The sequence below is a fragment of the Kribbella sp. NPDC020701 genome (assembly GCF_055562215.1).
On sequence record NZ_JBVHFT010000003.1, the window covers coordinates 484,031 to 503,365 of the forward strand.

Annotated in this window: 18 protein-coding genes; 14 read left to right on the forward strand and 4 right to left on the reverse strand. The window is 68.6% G+C overall.

Features of this window, described 5'->3' with window-relative positions; translation table 11 throughout:
- The first annotated feature begins 1 nt into the window (after nt 1).
- The 7 genes from ACZ3HV_RS09485 to ACZ3HV_RS09515 all read left to right on the forward strand — a co-directional run bounded on the left by ACZ3HV_RS09485 (nt 2) and on the right by ACZ3HV_RS09515 (nt 8,019).
- Nucleotides 2-1,270 (forward strand): hypothetical protein, encoded by a 1,269-nt coding sequence (locus tag ACZ3HV_RS09485; protein WP_465682559.1) that lies wholly within the window; start codon nt 2-4, stop codon nt 1,268-1,270.
- Nucleotides 1,271-1,273: 3 nt separating this feature from the next.
- On the forward strand, nt 1,274-1,411 hold the full coding sequence (locus ACZ3HV_RS09490; RefSeq protein WP_130387812.1) for a SapB/AmfS family lanthipeptide: 138 nt from the start codon (nt 1,274-1,276) through the stop codon (nt 1,409-1,411).
- Nucleotides 1,412-1,651: 240 nt separating this feature from the next.
- Nucleotides 1,652-3,565, forward strand: coding sequence for a prolyl oligopeptidase family serine peptidase (locus tag ACZ3HV_RS09495; protein WP_465682561.1), 1,914 nt, complete (start codon nt 1,652-1,654; stop codon nt 3,563-3,565).
- Nucleotides 3,562-5,124 (forward strand): ABC transporter ATP-binding protein, encoded by a 1,563-nt coding sequence (locus tag ACZ3HV_RS09500; protein ID WP_465682563.1) that lies wholly within the window; start codon nt 3,562-3,564, stop codon nt 5,122-5,124. Before ACZ3HV_RS09495 ends, ACZ3HV_RS09500 begins: the two co-directional genes overlap by 4 nt.
- Nucleotides 5,121-6,362 (forward strand): ATP-binding cassette domain-containing protein, encoded by a 1,242-nt coding sequence (locus tag ACZ3HV_RS09505; protein ID WP_465682565.1) that lies wholly within the window; start codon nt 5,121-5,123, stop codon nt 6,360-6,362. The genes ACZ3HV_RS09500 and ACZ3HV_RS09505 overlap by 4 nt, the downstream gene beginning before the upstream one ends.
- Before the next feature lie 224 nt (nt 6,363-6,586).
- Nucleotides 6,587-7,090: a DUF5946 family protein gene (locus ACZ3HV_RS09510; RefSeq protein ID WP_465682567.1), complete on the forward strand. Its 504-nt coding sequence runs from the start codon at nt 6,587-6,589 to the stop codon at nt 7,088-7,090.
- 302 nt (nt 7,091-7,392) lie between these two features.
- Nucleotides 7,393-8,019, forward strand: a complete 627-nt coding sequence (locus ACZ3HV_RS09515; protein ID WP_465682569.1) for a transglycosylase family protein — start codon at nt 7,393-7,395, stop codon at nt 8,017-8,019.
- A 217-nt stretch (nt 8,020-8,236) separates the two neighbouring features.
- Here ACZ3HV_RS09515 and ACZ3HV_RS09520 read toward each other — a convergent pair whose 3' ends face one another.
- Genes ACZ3HV_RS09520 through ACZ3HV_RS09530 form a run of 3 tightly spaced genes read right to left on the reverse strand, consistent with a single transcriptional unit; the run spans nt 8,237 to nt 10,062 of the window.
- Nucleotides 8,237-8,890, reverse strand: coding sequence for a class I SAM-dependent methyltransferase (locus tag ACZ3HV_RS09520; protein WP_465682571.1), 654 nt, complete (start codon nt 8,888-8,890; stop codon nt 8,237-8,239).
- A 4-nt stretch (nt 8,891-8,894) separates the two neighbouring features.
- Complete coding sequence (locus ACZ3HV_RS09525; protein WP_465682573.1) at nt 8,895-9,536, reverse strand: Pr6Pr family membrane protein; 642 nt, start codon at nt 9,534-9,536, stop codon at nt 8,895-8,897.
- A 40-nt stretch (nt 9,537-9,576) separates the two neighbouring features.
- A complete protein-coding gene (locus ACZ3HV_RS09530) occupies nt 9,577-10,062 on the reverse strand; it encodes a 2TM domain-containing protein (protein WP_465682575.1) in 486 nt (161 codons plus the stop codon).
- Between the two features lie 142 nt (nt 10,063-10,204).
- Between ACZ3HV_RS09530 and ACZ3HV_RS09535 the strand changes: the two genes are divergently transcribed.
- From ACZ3HV_RS09535 to ACZ3HV_RS09545, 3 genes are all read left to right on the forward strand, one after another.
- Nucleotides 10,205-10,804 carry a TetR/AcrR family transcriptional regulator gene (locus ACZ3HV_RS09535; RefSeq protein WP_465682577.1) on the forward strand — a complete coding sequence of 200 codons (600 nt, stop codon included), beginning with the start codon at nt 10,205-10,207 and terminating at the stop codon, nt 10,802-10,804.
- Between the two features lie 92 nt (nt 10,805-10,896).
- Entirely contained in the window at nt 10,897-11,409 is a 513-nt protein-coding gene (locus ACZ3HV_RS09540; RefSeq protein ID WP_465682579.1) for an AAA family ATPase, read from the forward strand.
- Between the two features lie 35 nt (nt 11,410-11,444).
- The gene (locus tag ACZ3HV_RS09545; protein ID WP_465682581.1) at nt 11,445-13,538 is read left to right on the forward strand and encodes a molybdopterin-dependent oxidoreductase; all 2,094 of its coding nucleotides are present in this window, start codon (nt 11,445-11,447) and stop codon (nt 13,536-13,538) included.
- Here the strand turns inward: ACZ3HV_RS09545 and ACZ3HV_RS09550 are convergent.
- The gene (locus ACZ3HV_RS09550) at nt 13,519-14,010 is read right to left on the reverse strand and encodes a LacI family DNA-binding transcriptional regulator (protein ID WP_465682583.1); all 492 of its coding nucleotides are present in this window, start codon (nt 14,008-14,010) and stop codon (nt 13,519-13,521) included. The two genes, ACZ3HV_RS09545 and ACZ3HV_RS09550, sit on opposite strands and share 20 nt — an antisense overlap.
- Nucleotides 14,011-14,290: 280 nt before the next feature.
- Here ACZ3HV_RS09550 and ACZ3HV_RS09555 point away from each other — a divergent pair, with 280 nt between their 5' ends.
- The 4 genes from ACZ3HV_RS09555 to ACZ3HV_RS09570 all read left to right on the forward strand — a co-directional run bounded on the left by ACZ3HV_RS09555 (nt 14,291) and on the right by ACZ3HV_RS09570 (nt 19,334).
- Nucleotides 14,291-15,040: a sugar phosphate isomerase/epimerase family protein gene (locus ACZ3HV_RS09555; protein ID WP_360374226.1), complete on the forward strand. Its 750-nt coding sequence runs from the start codon at nt 14,291-14,293 to the stop codon at nt 15,038-15,040.
- A 76-nt stretch (nt 15,041-15,116) separates the two neighbouring features.
- Nucleotides 15,117-16,214, forward strand: a complete 1,098-nt coding sequence (locus ACZ3HV_RS09560) for a Gfo/Idh/MocA family protein (protein WP_465682585.1) — start codon at nt 15,117-15,119, stop codon at nt 16,212-16,214.
- A gap of 5 nt (nt 16,215-16,219) precedes the next feature.
- Nucleotides 16,220-16,819, forward strand: coding sequence for an SGNH/GDSL hydrolase family protein (locus ACZ3HV_RS09565; protein ID WP_465682587.1), 600 nt, complete (start codon nt 16,220-16,222; stop codon nt 16,817-16,819).
- A 67-nt stretch (nt 16,820-16,886) separates the two neighbouring features.
- A complete protein-coding gene (locus tag ACZ3HV_RS09570; RefSeq protein WP_465682588.1) occupies nt 16,887-19,334 on the forward strand; it encodes a glycoside hydrolase family 2 protein in 2,448 nt (815 codons plus the stop codon).
- Nucleotide 19,335 lies beyond the last annotated feature (1 nt).

Here is a 19,335-nt window from a genome sequence, read left to right on the forward strand (position 1 = left end):
CATGCACCCCGGCAAGGCTTTCCAGCTCGCCGACATGATCACCGAGACCTTCCCGGTGCCCAGGGCAACGATCGAGGACGCCGTCCGGACGATCGTCGGAGCCGGCCGAACTCATGACCCGGAGATGGTCGATCTCGCGCTGCCCGGCGAAGCCGACTGGATCGAGGTGCGCACAGCGCTCACAAAATCCATCGTCGCCGGCGCGACCCCCGAACGCACCGATCGACTCTTCCCCGGCGACATCGCGCAGTTCCGCGACGGCGGCGGCATCAACCTCGCCACCGGCGCAGCGGGCGTCCTCTACGCCCTCGCGAAGACCGGCGCCGGACGATTCCCGCAGTACGACGACTGGCTGCGCCGACGAGCCGTGGACACAGAGACCGGACCGGGCCTGTACGACGGTCTGCACGGTGTCGCGCACGTGCTCGACGAACTAGGACACCGGCAGCACGCACTGGACCTGATCGACCGTACGCTCGCAGACGACTGGAGCTCCCGCGAGCTCGGGCTGCACTCCGGTCTCGCCGGCATCGGTCTGAATCTCCTCCACTTCGACATCGAGCCGAGTCTCCGGGCAAAGGCAGTCCGCGTGCTCGACCTGGTCGCAGACCGCCTCGGAAACGTCAACGAGGTACCCGAGATCAGTGGCGGTCAGCATGCGCGGGCCGGGCTGATGTACGGCTCGTCAGGGCCGGCGCTGTTGTTCCCGGAGGCGTTCGAGCGGCTCGGGGACACCGGGCTGCTGGATCTGGCCGAGATCGCCATCAGGCAGGACCTCAAGCGCTCCGTCCTCACCGACGACGGCATGCGCCAGGTGAACCAGGGCTGGCGGACGCTGCCGTACCTCGAAGAGGGTTCGGCCGGAGTCGCGCTGGTGCTCGAGCGGTACCTACGCCACCGCCCGTCCGACGAGCTCGCCAAGACGCTCGCTGAGCTCAAGCGGGTCACGCACTGCTCCTACTACGTCCAGCCCGGCCTGTTCATGGGTCGCGCCGGCCTGCTCCTCACCGCCGCTGCACTCGGCGAAGAGCAGGCGACGGTCGACGACCTCGTGTACGGGCTCGGCTGGCATGCGATGCCCTTCGAAGGCGGCCTCGCGTACCCGGGCGACCAGTTGCTCCGTCTCTCGATGGACCTGGCGACCGGATCGGCCGGCGTCCTGCTGGCTCTGGGTACGGCGCTGCACGACGCGCCGGTGTCCCTCCCGTTCCTCGGACCTCCCCAGTGGTCCGAGTCCCTGTCCCGACGATTTGCACCGAAGGAGGTGTAAAGCATGGCACTTCTCGACCTCCAGGGTCTCGAGACCCCGGGTTACGGCCACGGCGGCCACCACCACGGCGGCTCCACGCTGACCGTGCTGGGCTGCGCGTCGCAGACCCCGAGCAACCTGAGCCTCCTGCTCTGCCACTGATGGGCACCTGGATCGTCAGGTTCTGAGGCCCTGGGCGGGCGGCATACCCACCCAGGGCCGACCTGCATCCGGCCCTCGACGCAACCGGTGACCGACTCGCCTCGGTCGCCGGGCGGCGAGAGGTTGACCCGCTTGGCCGGCTGGTCGGCGGTCCGGCCGGCACGACATCAGGAATTCCGGTAGCCCGGAGCCCCGGCGGTCGTTGATTGGTCAGGACGGAAGGAAGGGGTGAGGGATTCCGTGCAGACTTATCCATGCGCCGAGCGGCTACCGCTCGTGGAGCAAGTGCACGGTTGTGCCGTTGCGGATCCGTACCGGTGGCTCGAGGACTCTTCGGCCGCCGCGACCGTGCGGTGGCTGGGCGACCAGGACGACCTGTGGCTCGAGTACGCCGGCTCGTTGTCGAGCCGTTTCCGCCTTCGCACCAGAGTGCGGGAGCTGTCGAATGTCGGCAGCGTGTCCGCACCAGTCTGGCGCGGCGAGCGGTGCTTCACAGTCCGCCGGGACGCAGGCCAACAGCATCCGGTCTTGTACGTCGACGACACACCACTGCTCGATCCGACGCAGCTCGACCCGACCGGCCTGACCGCGCTCGACGGGTGGCAACCGTCTCCGGACGGCGGCAAGCTCGCGTTCCAGGTCTCGCGCGGTGGGGACGAGCAATCCGTCCTCCACGTCCTCGACGTGGCCACCGGGCGGCTCGTCGACGGACCGATCGACGGCTGCCGCTACTCCCCCATCGCCTGGCTTCCCGACGGGAAGTCCTTCTGCTACGTGCGCTTCCGTCAGGTACGACGCCATCACCTCGGCGACCCCGACGACACCACGATCCTCGCCGGCGAAGCGTCGTACGGCCTCGAGATCAGTGCCGACGGTCGCTGGCTGACGATCTCGGCGGTGCGCGGTACGGCGAACGACCTGTGGCTGGCCGATCTCTCCACGAATGATTCGCCGATACCAGTTCAGCAGGGCGTCGACGCGACCACGGTCATGACGGTCGGTCGGGACGGCCGGCTGTACGTCGTCACCACGCGGGAGGTCCCCGCCGGGAGGGTCTGCGTCGGCGATCCCAGGGATCCGACGGTCTGGCACGACTACCTCGAGCCTGGCACTCCACTGACCGGGCTGGCGGTCCTCGACGAGGTCGTCCTGGTCGGCACGGCGGGCGAGATCTCCGTGCATGACCGCCTGACGGGCCGGCAGTTGGGGACCGTCGACGTGCCGGGGATCGGCTCGATCGGCTCGCTGAGCACAGACAACGGCGCCCGAGCTTGGTTCACCTACACCGACAGCGTCACTCCTCCGACGGTCTACTGCTACGACGCCGAGACCGGACGTACGGCGCTCTGGTCGCAAGCCCCCGCCACCACCACGGAAGCCGAAACGCACAGCCTCAGCTGCACCTCCCCGGACGGCACCGAGCTCGAGCTCAGCGTGATCGCCCAGCCGGGAGCCCACGGACCGCGACCCACGATCCTCTACGGGTACGGCGGCTTCGGGCAGACGCTGACCCCGACGTACTCCGCGTTCACGCTGGCCTGGGTCGAAGCCGGCGGGGTGTTCGTCACGGCACATGTGCGCGGCGGTGGTGAGCACGGCGACGCGTCACACCGAGCGGGGATGCTGCACAACAAGCAGAAGGTCTTCGACGACTTCATCACGGGCGCTGAGCATCTGATCGCGCAGGGCTGGACGACGCCGGATCAGCTCGCGCTCTGCGGCGAGTCGAACGGCGGCCTGCTCGTCGCCGCGGCCATCAGCCAGCGACCGGAGCTGTTCGCGGCTGCCGTCTGCTCGGCGCCGTTGACCGACATGGTCCGGTACGAGCTGTCCGGGCTCGGTGAGCGCTGGGTGCCGGAGTTCGGGTCCGCCAAGGATCCTGACGACTTCCGGAACCTGCTGTCCTACTCGCCGTACCACCGGGTCGCCGAAGGCGTGAAGTATCCGGCCGTCCTGTTCACGGTCTTCGGGAACGACACCCGCGTGGATCCCTTGCACGCAAGGAAGATGTGCGCCGCACTCCAGCACGCGACCGACAGCGACCGGCCGGTGCTGCTGCGGCTACAAGCAGACGCGGGGCATGCAACCGGCGGCATCAGCCTGGCCGCGGACATGCTCGCATTCCTGGCCGATCAGACCGGGTTGGCGTCATGATCACCTTCAAGGACGTGGCCAAGCGCGGACGCGGCTGGCTGCCGCTGATCGGGTTCAACGCCCTCATCGGCAGCGGCGTCACCCTGGCACTCCCGGCGATCCTCGGCCGCTCGGTCGACTCGATCGTGGGCGGCACCGGCTACACCCGATGGCTGATCGCGGCCGCCGTACTGATCGCGCTGGGGATCGCGGCGAGCATCGTCGATGCGTTCGCCGGCGCGGCCTGTGTCGCCGAAACCACCGCCTGGCTGCAGCACCGCCTGGTCAAGCAGGTCGTTCACGGCGGCCCCGAGGGTACGCGCGACTTCGAGACCGGTGACCTGGTCACCCGGGTCTCCGCCAACGCCACCGACGCCGCTCAGGCCGGCCCCGCGGCGGTGACCGCGGTCGCCGCGATCGCTCCGCCGATCGGCAGCCTCGTTCTGCTCGCACTCATCGATCCCTGGCTCGCCGGCGCGTTCTTCGGCGGCGTGCTGCTCGTGATCGTGGTCCTGTGGACGTTCGCGAAGCGGACCGCCGGCGTCAGCCTCGCCTACCAGGAGACCCAGGGCCGGATCGCCGCCCTGCTGTCCGAATCCCTGACGGGCATCCGCACCATCACCGCCGCGGGTACGACGGAACGCGAGGAGCGCCGCATCCTCGGACTCCTCCCTGAGCTCCACAAACACGGTGTCGTCACGTGGCGCATCCTGGCCCGCTCCGGCGCGCAGGCCGCGGTCGTTGGCCCACTCGTGCTGGTCGCCGTACTCGCGGTAGGCGGCCTCCAACTCGTCTCCGGCCGGATCACCGCGGGTGAGCTCTTCGCCGCCTCGCAGTACGCCGTTCTCGGAGCCGGCCTCGGCAACCTGACCGGCGTACTCGGGGAGATCGCCCGCGCCAAGGCCGGCGTCCGCCGAGCCGCCGAGGTGCTGGCGATCGACTCGATCGCGCACGGCACGCTGCCGATCCCAGCCGGCCCCGGGCAGCTGAGGTTCGATGGTGTCAGCGTCGTCGCCGGCGAGAATGTCCTGCTGGACAACGTGAATCTGGACCTGCCCGGCGGCGTGACCATCGCAGTCGTCGGGTCGAGCGGCGCCGGGAAGTCCGTGTTCGCGGCGATCGCGGCGCGGCTGCGTGATCCATCGACCGGTCAGGTGTCGCTGGACGGCGTACCCCTGCAGGCCGTCAGCCGGCGGGCGCTGCGCAGCGCGGTCGGGTGCGCGTTCGAGCGCCCACAACTGGTCGGACGGACGATCGGCGAAGCGATCGCCCCCGACGCGATCAGCCCGATCCGGACGCTGGCCGCCGCCCGCGCCACGCACGCCCACGACTTCGTCAGCCGGTTGCCGGACGGATACTTCACCTCGTTGCGCAGGGCACCGATGTCCGGTGGTGAACGGCAGATCAGCCACACCCTGACCGAGGACCGCCACCACCGCACCCGCCTGATCGTCACCCACCGCCCCGCCACCGCGGCCCGTGCCGACCTGGTCATCTGGCTCGACCACGGCCAGGTCCGCGGCGTCGCCCCGCACGCCGATCTCTGGCACCACACGTCGTACCGCGAAGTCTTCGGATGAAACGAGAGCTGTCGTACGGCGCCGGCGCGCTGAAGAAGCGAGCCACGGTCAAGCTGATCGCGTGGTCCGTTCCGGAGATCCTACCGACGGCGATCTACGGCGTCGCGGTCGCGCGGGCGACGGACAGCTTTCTCGATGGGCACGCTTGGCAGGGGATCGCATGGCTTGGCGGGCTGGTGGCGACCGCTTGTCTGGGGGCAGCTGGGGCTCGGCAGGTCTACGGACGGCTGGGGGATCTGGTCGAGCCGCTGCGGGATGACTTGGTACGGCGGGTTGTCGGCGGCGCACTGCGGTCCGGGGACGACAGTGCCGTGGCGCGGTTGAACCGGCAGGTGGAGATCGTTCGGGACACGTTCGCCGGGTTGGTCCTGGTGCTGCGGAGTTTCGCTGTCATGTTGTTCGGCGTACTGACCGGGTTGTTGTCGCTGGCCCCGATTGTTGCGGCGTTCGTCATACCGCCGTTCTTGCTCGGGTTCGCCTTGTCGCTGGCGGTGCTGGGGATGGCGGCGGATCGGGTGCGGATGTCGTTGCACGCGGACGAGGAGCTCGCGTCAGCGGCCGGGATGGTCTTCGGCGGGGTGCGGGACATCACGGCGGCCGGGACGGAGGAGTTCGCCGGGCAGTTGGTCGGGGCGCCCATCGAGGCCCACGCGTCCGCGGAACGTGCGTTGGCCAAGGTCTCGGCTTTGCGGACCTTGTGCTTCGCGGTCGGTGGATGGTTGCCGTTGCTGATCCTGTTGGCGGCCGGTCCGTGGCTCGGCGGGCGCGGGGTCAGCACGGGCACGCTGCTGGGTGGGCTGACGTATGTGCTGATCGGGTTGCAGCCGGCCTTGAACACGGTGATGAGTGCGCTTGGGGACAGTGGTCTGCGCTACGTGATCACGCTCGGACGGATCCTCGACACCTCGGCACCGGTCAGGGAGCCGGGGCGCACGGACAGTCCGACCGGCTTCAGCGTCCGCCTGCGGGGACTGACCTTTGCCTACGGACCCAATGCCGAGCCGGTGCTGGACAGACTCGAGCTCACCATCCCCGAGGGCGAGCATCTGGCGGTCGTCGGGCCGAGCGGGATCGGGAAGTCCACGCTGGCCGGTCAGCTTCCGGCACAGCTCCTCGATCCGGATCCGCCCGGGCAGCTGTGGATCGAGCAGCACGACATGCGGCCGCCGTCCGGCCGCCTGGAGGACGTCCTCCGAGCGGTCCAGCTCGGCCACCACGTCCAGATCGTTCTCCCTTGACAGCACCGCGGCCAGTGCACCACGCACCAATGTGCCGCGATGGCCGAGAGCCACTCGGATCACCGCTTCTGCCCCCATCACATCCGTTGCCTCATCCGCCGGTCAGCGCGTCGCGGCGGCGAAAACCAGCTGCCGGACGGCGGTGCCCGTGCTTCGATCAACGAGTGAACTCCCCGGATGGCACGCATGAGTCACCTGACCGGGGCGGAGGGGTGGGGAAAGAGTTGAATACGGTTTGCCCCGGCTGCCGCGCCGTACTCCCGCGATCGGAGTGGCCGGGCGAGGCAAAGTACAACGCCTCAGCCGCGTGCCTGGAGGTCGCCGGACAGCTGCTCGGCTACGAGGTCGAGCACTCCGCCCAGCTCGGTTACCTGCACCAGCTCCGGATCGACGCGTACGGCGCTCAGCACGTCAGCCTGGACGCCCCACGGATCGGCCCGGTGTTCGCGCTGAACGGCCTTTATATGTACCTCGAGCGCGGATCCGGCAACATCGACGTCCGCACGGCCCACGGCATCATGGCCAACGCGTACGACGACTGGCCCGCCATGGCCCCACCCGCGGTGGTCGGCCGGCTCACGGCGTACGACGTACTCACCGCGGATGACGTGGAGAGCGCGCTGATCACCTGGGCCCGCGAGGTCTGGGAGTCCTGGCCGCCCGACGACCAGGACACCATCCGGAAACTCACCGTCGAGCTGGTCCCCGAACGCTACTTCCGGCGGTGAGAAACCGATCGGTTCAAACGCTCGACTACCCCGGTCCGGCGGGCCCCAAACCATCGGCGTGTCGGGGTGGAAACCGTTCTGTTGTTGGGCTATCGCTACCTCAAGGCACCGAAAAAACCTGGGGCAGATTGCCGGATTGGCCTTGCGCTTCGGCCCAAGGTCGCACAGGATGACTCAGGTCGCGTCGTTACCGTGGCGTGACCATTCGGACGCTGTCCTGTGACCTGCCCGGATGCCCCCATCCCCTGACCGGGGGGCCTGGTGCGTTCCACCATGCCCAGCTCACGAGGAGCGCTTTTCTGATGTCCAAGGCTCGACATGCGCGCCCCCGGCGAAGTACGCGCCGGGTAGTTCGGACCCTCTCCATTGCCGGTCTCGGGGCCGGTATCACCGCGGCCGGTGCCGGCGGTGCGTTCGCGGCCGACTACAAGGTCAAGGCCGGCGACACCCTCTCCGAAATCGCCCAGGCCAACGGTGCCGACTGGCATCACCTGGCGAAGATCAACAACCTCAAGGACCCGGACCTGATCCTGATCGGGCAGACCCTGTCGCTGGACGGCGTGAAGAAGGCCACCGCTCCCGCGAAGAAGAAGGTCACCGCGCAGAAGGTCGAGACGAAGAAGGTCCGCAAGACCGAGCGCAAGGTCCGGTCCAGCCGGTCCCAGGACCGCCCGGCGTCGAGCGCCAAGGCCAACCTCAGCGGCGCGTGGGCCAAGGTCGCGAACTGCGAGTCCGGTGGGAACCCGCGGGCCGTCAACCCGGCTGGGTACTACGGGCTGTTCCAGTTCGACCTACAGACGTGGCGCAGCGTCGGCGGCTCCGGCAACCCGGCGAAGGCGTCGGCGGCCGAGCAGTTGAGCCGGGCGAAGAAGCTCTACGCCCAGCGCGGTGCCGCCCCCTGGCCCGTCTGCGGCAAGTACCTGCGCTAGTCGTCCGCGCCTGAGCCGACCGGTCGGGTGGCGGTAGACCGTCCTCCCACCGCCCGGCCGGCCCTCACAACCCGGCTGACCCTCACAACCCGGCTGACCCTCGGCACCCGGGCCGGCCTGACACGCCCCTGGCGTTTGGCGCTTCCCACCCCTCGTGGCGGGTGAGTGCTCAACTCATCCGTGATCGCGAACGGGTGGGAAGCACCAAACGTCAGTGCTACTCCGCGCGGCTGATGACCAGCATCTCGTCGGCGCCCACCTGGAACTCGTAGGGCACCTTGCGGATCTCCCAGGTGACCCCGTCCAGCGCATCCAGCATCTCCCGCAGGTACGGCACCGGCTCGCCGGCTCCCTGCATCACCAGCGGGAAGATCCGGACCTCGGCGCTGCTCACCCGGATCAGCTCGCGCAGCGCCGCTTCATGCCAGCCGCGGTCGTACTTGTCTGCCCAGGTGAACAACAGATGCGAGCACAGCACCAGCTCGAAGCGACGGTCACCGAAGGGCAGCTCCGGCAACCCCGCGGCGACGTAGCGCTCGGGGGCTGCGGCGACATCCTGCAGGAAGGAGTCGGCGGCCTCGATCCGGTACTGATCCTTACGCTCCGGCGACCCGTACCAGTGCCAGACGAAGCTCCCCTGGTGCTCGTCCACGATCCCAGCGGTCGCCGGCAGGCTGCGCCGGACCGTGTCGACGAGCTCGGGGTGATCGAGCTCGTACGCCGGATCGGCGGCGATCGCGTCCACGCCACGGGCCGCGGCCCCGGCGGTGAAGCTCGCACCACCCGCGCAGCAGTCGAGCACGGACTCGGGGAGTTCCTTCAGGTCGAACATCGCTTCGTACTCGGCGTACGAGCGCGAGGTCACCAGCACGGGTCTACCTTTCGACGGTTGTCCTCCGGCGCAATCGGCGGTCGAGGTACGTCGCCCCGGCCGCCAGAGCCAGGAAGAGTATCGCGACCAGCAGACAGTTCAGCAGGACCCGTCCGTACCCGTGCTCGTCGACGTTTACGAACGGATACGGATAGAACCCGACGAACTCACCGCGGACCAGGGTGAACACCAACCAGAGCAGCGGGTACACGATCGACCACGAGACGATCCGCCGATCGGTGAGCCCCCGCGGTCCGAACAGCAGCCAGCCCAGCACCCCGATCACGGGAGCCGCCGTATGCAACAAGAAGTTGGCCACGGCCGCCCACCCGCGCGGCTCGTCCTGACTCGCCAGCACCAGGTGGTAGACGATCCCGGTCACGGCGATGCAGAGCACCCCGTTCAGCCGCAACGTCTTGAACAGCGTGCTCTGCGGACGATCCGCCTGCAGTGCCAGCATCAGCGTGGTCCCGCCGAGCAGCAGGTTCGACTGGATCGTGAAGTACGCGAACACGTTGAACACCCGATCCGGGTTGTCCGGGAAGAAGCCCTCGTGCCCGCTCGCCGTCACCACCAGTTGTACGACGATCCCGCACACCACGACCGCCGCCGTCACCGCGGCCCAGATCCGCCCAACCGTCGTCATGCTGGAAATGTACGACGAGTGACCGCTCCGATCCGGGACGTCAGACAGACTCCTTCTCCCGGGTCTCCGCCTCCGCGCCGTCGAACGAGTAGCTGAACGAGACGATCGCGTCGATCACCAGCACGATCGTCCAGGTCCACGCCGGCCCGAGGGCGGCGTCGTACCCGCGTCCGGAGAGCAGGCCGAGGCCGATCATGATGCCGACGCCGACGACGTACGCGAGGAGGTGGCGGTACCAGCCGGCACGCTCGCGGCGAGCGCGCTCCGAACCGCGCTTCGGCGGCTTGACCGGGCGCGGCGCACCGCCGAGGTAATGCGCGGCCCACTTGTCCGCCCACTTCAGCGTCTGGTGCCCGAAGCCGACACTGACGCCGATGAAGATCGCGGCCAGCGAGTGCTTGAACGACGGCTCGCCGCCGCGGTGGATGTCGATCACGCTGGCGACCAGCATTACCACGTCGACCAGCGGTACGGCGGCCAGCAGGACCATGCCCGCCTTCGGCAGCCGGAGCAGGTAGCGCGTCACCAGACCGGCGGCGAGCAGGACCTAGAAGCCGACCTCACATGCGGCGATCACAGCGAGCAGCACAGTGGTTCACCCTCCCGTGTTGTTTCAGTACGACTGTGTTGCAAAACGACTCTAACACGGCCGTGCTAAAAAGGACTCCATGCCGAAGATCGTCGACCACGAGACCCGCCGCGAGGAGATCGCCGAAGCGCTCTGGCGGGTGGTTCGCCGCGACGGCATCCGCGCCGCCTCGGTCCGGACCATCGCCGCCGAGGCCGGCTGGTCCGCGGGCGCGGTCCGGTACTACTTTCCGGACCAGGACGGTCTGCTCAGCTTCGCGATGGACCTGGTCACCCGCCGGGTGACCGAGCGGATCGACGCCCTCGACCCCAAGGGCAGCGCGCTGTCGATCGTGCTGCGCTATCTCGAGGAGGCGCTCCCCCTCGACGCCGAACGCCGTGCCGAGTTCGACGTCTGGCTCGCATTCATGGCCCAGGCCCAGGCCGAATCCGGCACCGGCACCCTGCACGAACACGTCGACAAAGTGCACAACGGACTGCGCCAACTCTGCGAGTCGCTGCTGCAGGCACTCGCCCAGTCCGGAGCCTTGCAGGAGGGACTCGATCTACACCGCGAGGTCGAGCGCTTGCATGCCGTGATCGACGGTCTCTCCCTGCATGCGACGATCCAGCCCGACCGCACCACCCCGGCCCGGGTCCGGCAGCTTCTCCGGCACCACATCGAGTCGCTCCTGGCCTGAAAACCCTTGCTCACCAAGGTTTTCTGTCCAGTTACAGACAAGATTCGAGGAGACCTGACTAAAACCTCGCGCCGCGTGGCACGATCACCAGCATGGAATCCGAGGGGGTGATCGTCGTCAGTGGAATCATGGCGGCCGGGAAGTCGACGGTTTCCCAATTACTGGCCGAGAGATTCCAGTACGGCGTCCATCTTCGCGGCGATGTTTTCCGCCGGATGATCGTCAGCGGCCAGGCCTCCATGCGCGACGACATGGCCGAGGCGCAGCGCCAGCTCCAGCTCCGCTACCGGCTGGCCTGCACGGTCGCCGACGGGTACGCCGACGCCGGCTTCACCGTGGTTCTCGAGGACGTGGTGATCGGCGAACTGCTCCGCGAGTTCCTCGACGGGATCCGGACCCGCCCGCGCTACCTCGTCGTACTGACGCCGCGGCCCGAGGTGATCTCCGGCCGGCTCGGCGGGGCCTACCATCTGGTCGACGAGCTCGACTACGAGCTGCACGCGTTCAGTCCGCGCCGCGGGCTCTGGCTCGACAACTCCGACCTGTCCCCCGGTGAGACGGTCGACGCCATCCTCGGACGCCTCGACGAGGCCCGCTTCGAGTAATGGCGAGCGGGGCTACCCGAGGGTAGTTTGGCTGGATGGCGACCACCGTACGGCGGACCTCGTGCAACCTGTGTGAAGCGATCTGCGGTGTGCTCGTGACCGTCGACGACGGCCGGGTGACCGACATCCGCGGCGACGAGTCGGACCCGCTCTCCCGCGGTCACATCTGCCCGAAGGCGGTCGCGCTACGTGACCTCCAGGACGACCCCGACCGCCTGACCACGCCGGTACGACGGACGCCCGACGGATGGCAGGAGATCGGATGGGCGGCGGCGTACGAGCTCGTGGTCGACAAGCTCACTGGCATCCAGAAGGAGTACGGCCGGAACGCGGTCGGCGTCTACCTCGGCAACCCGAACGTGCACAGTCTCGGCGCGCTCACCCACCTGCCGACGATGATGCGACAGCTCCGGACGCGGAACCGGTTCAGCGCGACCTCGATCGACCAGCTTCCGCACATGCTCGCGTCGTACCTGCTCTACGGGCATCAGCTGATGGTCGCCGTACCGGACATCGACCGGACGTCGTACCTGCTGATGCTCGGCGCCAACCCGCTCGCGTCGAACGGCAGCATGATGACTGCGCCGGGGTTCGGCCGGCGGCTCAAGGAGCTGCGGAAGCGCGGCGGCAAGGTGGTCGTCATCGACCCGCGCCGGACCGAGACCGCGGCGGTCGCCGACGAGCACCACTTCGTCCGGCCGGGCACCGACGCTGCCTTTCTTCTCGCGCTGATCCATCAGGTGATCGAGGACGGTCACGCCCGGCCGGCGGCGTACGTCGATGGTTTCGAAGCCGTCGAGTCCGCGGTCGAGTCGTGGACGCCCGAACGCGCGGCCGGGATGACGGGGATCGGCGCGGACGTGATCCGGCGGATCGCCGATGAGTTCGCGACCGCCGACCGAGCCGCCGTCTACGGGCGGGTCGGGGTGTCGACGCAGCAGTTCGGCGCGGTCTGCCAGTGGGCGATCCAGGTGCTCAACATCATCACCGGCAACCTCGACCGGCCCGGCGGGACGATGTTCCCGCGGCCGGCCGTGAACGCCTTGCTCGGTCTCGGGCGCGGACATCTCGGGGTGTGGTCGAGCCGGGTCCGCGGGCTGCCCGAGTTCGGCGGTGAGCTGCCGGTGTCGACGATGGCCGAGGAGATCCTGACGCCGGGTGACGGGCGGATCCGCGCGATGGTGACGGTGGCCGGCAACCCGGTGCTGTCCACGCCGAACGGCCGCAAGCTCGACGGGGCCCTCGACACGCTCGACTTCATGGTCGCGGTCGATCCGTACATCAACGAGACGACTCGGCACGCGGACGTGATCCTGCCGCCCGCGCCACCGCTCGAGCGCGACCACTACGACGTGATCTTCCACCAACTCGCCGTACGCAACACGGCGCGCTGGAACGACGCCGTACTGCCGAAGCCCGCCGAGGCGCGGCACGACTGGGAGATCTTCCGCGATCTCGGGCTGGCTTTCGTGCGGCGTACGTCGTGGAGTCGGCAGCGGATCGAGGCCACGGCGCGGCTGCGGATGTCGCCGCGGCGGATCGTCGACCTCGGACTGCGGATCGGACCGTACCGGCTGTCGCTGGCGAAACTGCGGAAGTCGCCGGGTGGGATCGACCTCGGGCCGCTGCAGCCGGCGTTGCCCGGGGCACTGCATCACAAATCCAAGCGGATCGATCTGGCCCAGCGGATGATCCTGGACGATCTGCCGCGGCTGGACGCGCTGGCGACCGGGAACGACGGCGAGTTGCTGCTGATCGGGCGGCGGCATCTGCGGAACAACAATTCGTGGATGCACAACTCGGCCCGGCTGGTGAAGGGCAAGCCGCGGCATCAGCTCCTGATGAACCCGGACGACCTGGCCAAACGCGACCTGACCGACGGCCAGCTGGTCACGGTGACGTCGACGGCCGGCTCGGTCGCGGTGGAAGTTGCCGCAAGCAACGACATGATGCCGGGCGTGGTCAGCCTCCCGCACGGCTTCGGCCACAACCGCCCCGGCGCCCGCCTCACCGTCGCCAACCAGGTAGCCGGCCCCAGCGCGAACGACATCACCGACGCCGACCTCACCGACCCCGTCGGAGGCACAGCCGCAGTCAACGGCGTCCCGGTCACGGTGACAGCCTGGTAGGCAGGCGGTCCTGAGCTGTCTCGGATGATGAGGAGGGGGGTGGAGTAGAGGTGCGCCTGGGGGGCGGCTCCGTCGAGAAGATCCAGGACACGATCACGCCGTCCACCCGGCGCTCCGCAGCCCACTTCCGGTACGTCGCCTGCTCCTCGTCCAGGTCCGCGACGACCTGCAGGGCCAGCGCATACGACTTCTCGCCCAGGACGGATTCCACGCCACCGACGAAACCCATGAAGTACGGCTCCTCGACCAGGGTCTGCACAGTCCTGGCGAGGACGAGCCCGAACGTCTCGCTGCGCGCCGCGGACAACTGCCGGGCGGCGCGGTTGGGCACCCACTCGAGTTCCGCGGCCACCTTCAGGACCCGGGCCCGGGTGGCTTCGGAGACGCCGGGCCGATTGTTCAGCGCGTACGACACCGCGCCTTGGGAGACCCCGCACCGGCGCGCGATCTCTTTGATGGTCACTCGGGACACAACGGACTCCTCACGGGCAGCCGGACCGCTGAGGCTCGGTCCGGAATCCTTCAGTGTGCGCCGATTTCTACGCCGTGTCAGCATTCAAGCGCACAGAGTAACCGATTGATCAACTTCAGCCCGCCGCGAAATGTGGCTGGTGACCGCCCAGTGGTTGGGCGCAGGGTGGTGTGGGCGGGGGCGGGTGGGATACCGTGGCCGTCGTTACTTAACCGGTTCGGCTTATCAGTCGGCGTGGACCCCAGGGCAGCGGGCGAGGCGTCGGCGACGAGGAGAAACCATGGTCGCAGTGGACAATCTGTCCCTCCAGTTGTACACGGTCCGGGGCAAGCTCGAAGAGGACTTCGACGCCACCCTGGCCCGCATCGCGCAGATCGGCTACACGAAGGTCGAGCCCTTCGGTGTCACCGCCTTCGCGGACCGTCTCGCCGAGGCGCTGCCCAAGCACGGACTCTCGGCTCCCACCACCCACGCCGGCCTGCTCCGTGAGGACAGCGCCCCGATCTACGCCGCCGCGCAGCGGCTCGGCATCACCACGGTGATCGACCCGCACACCGACCCCGCGCGCTGGCAGTCGGCCGACGACATCAAGGTCATCGCCGACGGGCTGAACAAGGCCGCCATCGAGGCCGCCGACCACGGCATCACAGTCGGATACCACAACCACCAGTTCGAGCTCGAGTCGAAGATCGGCGGCGTGCACGCGCTGGAGATCCTGGCGGACAACCTGTCCGACGACGTGATCCTCGAGGTGGACACCTACTGGGCCGCCGTCGGCGGTGCCGACGTACCGGCACTGCTCGGCAAGTTCGGCGACCGGGTGAAGGCGATCCACGTCAAGGACGGCGACGGAACCCTGGACAACAAGGCCCAGGTCGCGGTCGGCGCCGGCGTGATCGCGGTGCGGGACATTCTGGCGGCCGCACCGAACGCACTGCGGGTCGTCGAGCTCGACGACTTCACCGGCGAGATCTTCGACGCGGTCGAGGGCAGCTACACCTTCCTCACCGGTGAGGGAGCGCCCGAATGAGCGAGCGGAGCGAGGTCATCATCAAGCACAGTGCGCTTCGTGCCTCATCGGCGCCCGGAGCGAAGCGAGGACGACGATGAGTCCTGTCGGCGTAGGTGTGATCGGCGCCGGGGTCATCTCCGACGCCTACATCAAGAGCATGCAGAGCTTCCCCGACCTGAAGGTGGTCGCGATCGGCGACCTCCGGCCGGAGGCGGCGAAGGAGAAGGCCGAGCAGTACGGCATCGAGACCCACGGGGGTCCCGACGCGGTGCTGAACAACCCGGACGTCGAGATCGTGGTCAACCTGACCATCCCGGTGGCGCACGTCGAGGTGGCCCTGGCAGCGGTTGCCGCAGGCAAGCATGTGTGGAGCGAGAAGCCGTTCTCGCTGGACCAGGACAGCGGCCTGAAGCTGCTGTCGACGGCCCAGGACGCGGGCGTGCGGCTGGGCTGCGCACCCGACACCATCCTGGGTCCGGGCCTGCAGGAGTCGCGCCGCATCATCGAGCGCGGTGACATCGGTACGCCGCTGACCGCGCTCACCCTGATGCAGTCGCCCGGCCCGGAGTCCTGGCACCCGAACCCGGCGTTCCTGTTCCAGGAGGGTGCGGGTCCGCTGTGGGACATCGGCCCGTACTACCTGACCACGCTGGTGCAGCTGTTCGGTCCGGTCGCCGCGGTGGCCGGGCTCGGCTCGAAGTCGCGGAAGAAGCGCACGATCGGATCGGGTCCGCTGGCGGGCACCGACTTCGACGTGACCGTGCCGACCCACGTCAGCACGATCGCCCGGTTCGAGTCGGGGCAGTCGTCGCAGAGCATCTTCAGCTTCGACTCGCCGCTGTCGCGGGGCGGGTTCGTCGAGATCACCGGCTCCGACGCGACGCTGGCCGTGCCGGACCCGAACGGGTTCGACGGTGAGATCAAGATCCGCCGCCGGGGTGCCGACGAGTGGGAGACCATCGCCGAGACCAAGGCGGTGGCTCAGCGTGGCACCGGCGTACTGGAGATGGCGCGGGCGATCCGGGCCGACCGGCCGCACCGGGCCACCGGGGCGCTGGCGTTCCACATCGTCGACGTGATGTCGTCCATCACCGAGTCGATCGACACCGGCGCGTTCGTCGACGTGACCAGTACGGTCGAGGTCGCGGCGATCCTGCCGGACGACTGGGACGTCACCGCGGCCACCCTGTGACCACGATGCTCCTCGATCCCCGGCGAACCGTGGTGTTCGCCGGGGATTCGGTCACCGACTGCGGCCGTCGTACCGACCCCGACGGGCTCGGCGACGGCTACGTGCGCAATCTGTACGACGACCTCGGCCCGCGTCGGCCGCGGATCGTCAACGCCGGCATCAGTGGCAACCGGGCAGCCGATCTGGCCGGCCGGTGGCCCACGGACGTGCTCGCCCACGAGCCGTCGGTGGTGTCGATCCTGATCGGGATCAACGACACCTGGCGGCGGTACGACGAGAACGACCCGACGACGGCCGAGTCCTTCGAGACGTCCTGCCGGGCGATGCTCGATCCGCTCACCTGTCCGGTCGTACTGATCGAGCCGTTCCTGCTGCCGGTGAAGGCCGGACAGGAGGAGTGGCGCGAGGACCTCGATCCGAAGCTCGAGGTGGTCCGGAAGCTGGCCGTCGAGTACGGCGCCATCCTGGTGCCGGCCGATGCCGAGCTGAACCGGCAGGCCTCGACCGCCGGCGCGGCCACGCTGGCCGGTGACGGGGTGCACCCTTCCGCCGCAGGGCATCGCGCGATCGCGGACCTGTGGCGCCGGGTCGTGCTGGAAGACTGACATCACTGCTTCTCGTTCCTGCGGGGAGCAGTGCGCTTCAACTAAACCGGTTCATTTGGAGACGCCTGTGACAACCCCAAATCTCGTTCCGCTGACCACCGACGGCGGCTCCGCGTGGACAGTCACCGCGGTGCAGGGTCCCACGCCGGACGGTGTGATCGGGAAGTCGATCGCCGCCACCGTGCCCGGTGAGGTGCACACCGATCTGCTCGCGGCCCGCGAGATCCCGGATCCGTTCGACGGTGGCAACGAGTCCGCGCTGGCGTGGATCGGGCGTACGTCGTGGCGCTACCGGACCGAGTTCAGCTGGGCTCCGGACGGCAACGCCCGTCAGGAACTGGTGGCTGAGGGCCTCGACACGGTCGCCACGGTGACGCTGAACGGCCGCGAGATCGCCCGGACCGCCAACCAGCACCGCTCGTACCGCTTCGACGTCACCGGCGTTTTGGTTGCCGGTGACAACGAGCTGGTGATCGAGTTCGCCGGTCCGGTGACCGAGGCCGAGGCGATCCGGGCGAAGGTCGGCGACTGGCCGCACACGAACCTCCATCCGTACAACGAGTTGCGGAAGATGGCGTCGAACTTCGGCTGGGACTGGGGACCCGACGTCGCGACCGTCGGTATCTGGCGACCGATCCGGATCGAGTCGTGGTCCGGCGTACGCATCGACACGGTCCGGCCGCTGGCCGGGGTCGACGGCGATCACGGCGTCCTGACCACCCACGTCACGCTCGCGTGGGCCGACGCGAGCGCCGACGCGACGGTCACGGTCGACGTCGGCGGCACGCAGCAGACGGCGACAGTTGCCGCCGGCACCGAGAGCGTCGAACTCGTCTCGACGGTCGGCGCGGTGAACCTGTGGTGGCCGCGCGGACACGGCGAACAGCCCTTGTACGACGTGGTTGTCACGCTGGTCGACCAGGACAGCTGGTCGGGTCGGGTCGGGTTCCGGACCATCTCGATGAACGTTGCTCCGGACAACGACGGGACGCCGTTCGTCCTGTCGGTGAACGACAAGCCGATCTACGTGCGCGGCGCCAACTGGATCCCGGATGACGCGTTCGTGACGCGGCTGACCTCGGACACCTACCGCACCAGCATTCAGGATGCGGTCGACGCGGGGATGAACCTGCTGCGCGTCTGGGGTGGTGGAATCTACGAGAGCGAAGCCTTCTACGACATCTGCGACGAGCTCGGAATCCTTGTCTGGCAGGACTTCCTCTTCGCGTGCGCGGCGTACTCGGAGGACGAGCCGCTGCGCAGTGAGGTGGAGGCCGAGGCGCGGCAGGCGGTCACGCGGCTGAGCAAGCACGCGAGCCTCGCGGTGTGGAACGGCAACAACGAGAACATCTGGGGGTACGTCGAGTGGAGCTGGCGGGTCCCGCTGGCTGGACGCGCGTGGGGTGAGGGGTACTACTTCGACCTGCTGCCGCGCGTGGTGGCCGAACTCGATCCGCGGACGCCGTACTCTCCGGGTAGCCCGTACTCCTACGACCACTTCATCCACCCGAACGACGAGCGCCACGGGACCATGCACATCTGGGACGTGTGGAACCAGGTGGACTACACGACGTACCGCAAGTACAAGCCGCGGTTCGTGTCGGAGTTCGGGTTCCAGGGGCCGCCGGCCTGGTCGACGCTGGTCTCCGTGGTGCATGACTCGCCGCTGGATCCGTACGGCGAGCAGATGCTCGTGCACCAGAAGGCGTTCGAGGGAAACCTCAAGCTGGAGCGTGGGCTCGGGGATCACCTGCCGCGGTGGAAAGACATCGATGACTGGCACTGGACGACACAGTTGAACCAGGCGCGGGCGATCATCTACGGCATCGAGCACTTCCGCAGCTTGTTCCCGTTGAACACCGGTGCGGTGGTGTGGCAGCTGAACGACAACTGGCCGGTGGTTTCGTGGGCGGCGGTCGACGGCCACGGGATCCGCAAGCCGTTGTGGTTCGCACTGAAGCGTGTGTACGCCGATCGCCTGCTGACCGTGCAGCCGCGGGAGAACGAGCTGGTCGTTGCCGCGCACAACGACACCGACTCGGCGTGGACCGGCGAGGTGACCGTTACACGGCGGTCGACCGGTCACGGTGGTGAGGCGCTCGCCCGCGAGACCTTCGCTCTGGAGGTCGCGCCACGATCGGCGGTGCTCAGCTCGCTTCCCGAGTCGGTGGCCAAGGCGGGCGACCCAGCTCGCGAGTACCTCGAGGTGCGCGGCGCCGACGGCAGTACGGCGTACTGGTACTTCGCCGAGGACACGGCCCTGCGGCTGGCGGGCGACGCGTATACGGCCGCGGTCACTCTGACGGAAGACGGGTACGACGTGACCGTCACCGCGACCGCGCTGGCGAAGGATCTGGCGCTGTTCCCGGACCGGCTGAATCCGGCCGCGCGGGTGGACTCGTGCCTGGTCACGTTGTCCGCGGGCGAGAGCCACACGTTCCACGTGACGGGCGCCGCGGCTCCGGAGCAGGTCGGCGTACCGGTGCTGCGGTCGGCGAACGAGCTGGTGAACTGAA

Excerpts from the sequence above, each read along its gene's own strand:
- ACZ3HV_RS09535 (WP_465682577.1), top strand. The coding sequence starts at position 10,205 with ATGCCGAAGATCGTCGACCACGAGACCCGCCGCGAGGAGATCGCCGAA.
- ACZ3HV_RS09565 (WP_465682587.1), top strand. The coding sequence starts at position 16,220 with ATGCTCCTCGATCCCCGGCGAACCGTGGTGTTCGCCGGGGATTCGGTC.
- ACZ3HV_RS09490 (WP_130387812.1), top strand. The coding sequence starts at position 1,274 with ATGGCACTTCTCGACCTCCAGGGTCTCGAGACCCCGGGTTACGGCCAC.
- ACZ3HV_RS09540 (WP_465682579.1), top strand. The coding sequence starts at position 10,897 with ATGGAATCCGAGGGGGTGATCGTCGTCAGTGGAATCATGGCGGCCGGG.
- ACZ3HV_RS09555 (WP_360374226.1), top strand. The coding sequence starts at position 14,291 with ATGGTCGCAGTGGACAATCTGTCCCTCCAGTTGTACACGGTCCGGGGC.
- ACZ3HV_RS09505 (WP_465682565.1), top strand. The coding sequence starts at position 5,121 with ATGAAACGAGAGCTGTCGTACGGCGCCGGCGCGCTGAAGAAGCGAGCC.
- ACZ3HV_RS09525 (WP_465682573.1), bottom strand. The coding sequence starts at position 9,536 with ATGACGACGGTTGGGCGGATCTGGGCCGCGGTGACGGCGGCGGTCGTG.
- ACZ3HV_RS09500 (WP_465682563.1), top strand. The coding sequence starts at position 3,562 with ATGATCACCTTCAAGGACGTGGCCAAGCGCGGACGCGGCTGGCTGCCG.
- ACZ3HV_RS09485 (WP_465682559.1), top strand. The coding sequence starts at position 2 with ATGCACCCCGGCAAGGCTTTCCAGCTCGCCGACATGATCACCGAGACC.
- ACZ3HV_RS09515 (WP_465682569.1), top strand. The coding sequence starts at position 7,393 with ATGTCCAAGGCTCGACATGCGCGCCCCCGGCGAAGTACGCGCCGGGTA.
- ACZ3HV_RS09545 (WP_465682581.1), top strand. The coding sequence starts at position 11,445 with ATGGCGACCACCGTACGGCGGACCTCGTGCAACCTGTGTGAAGCGATC.
- ACZ3HV_RS09560 (WP_465682585.1), top strand. The coding sequence starts at position 15,117 with ATGAGTCCTGTCGGCGTAGGTGTGATCGGCGCCGGGGTCATCTCCGAC.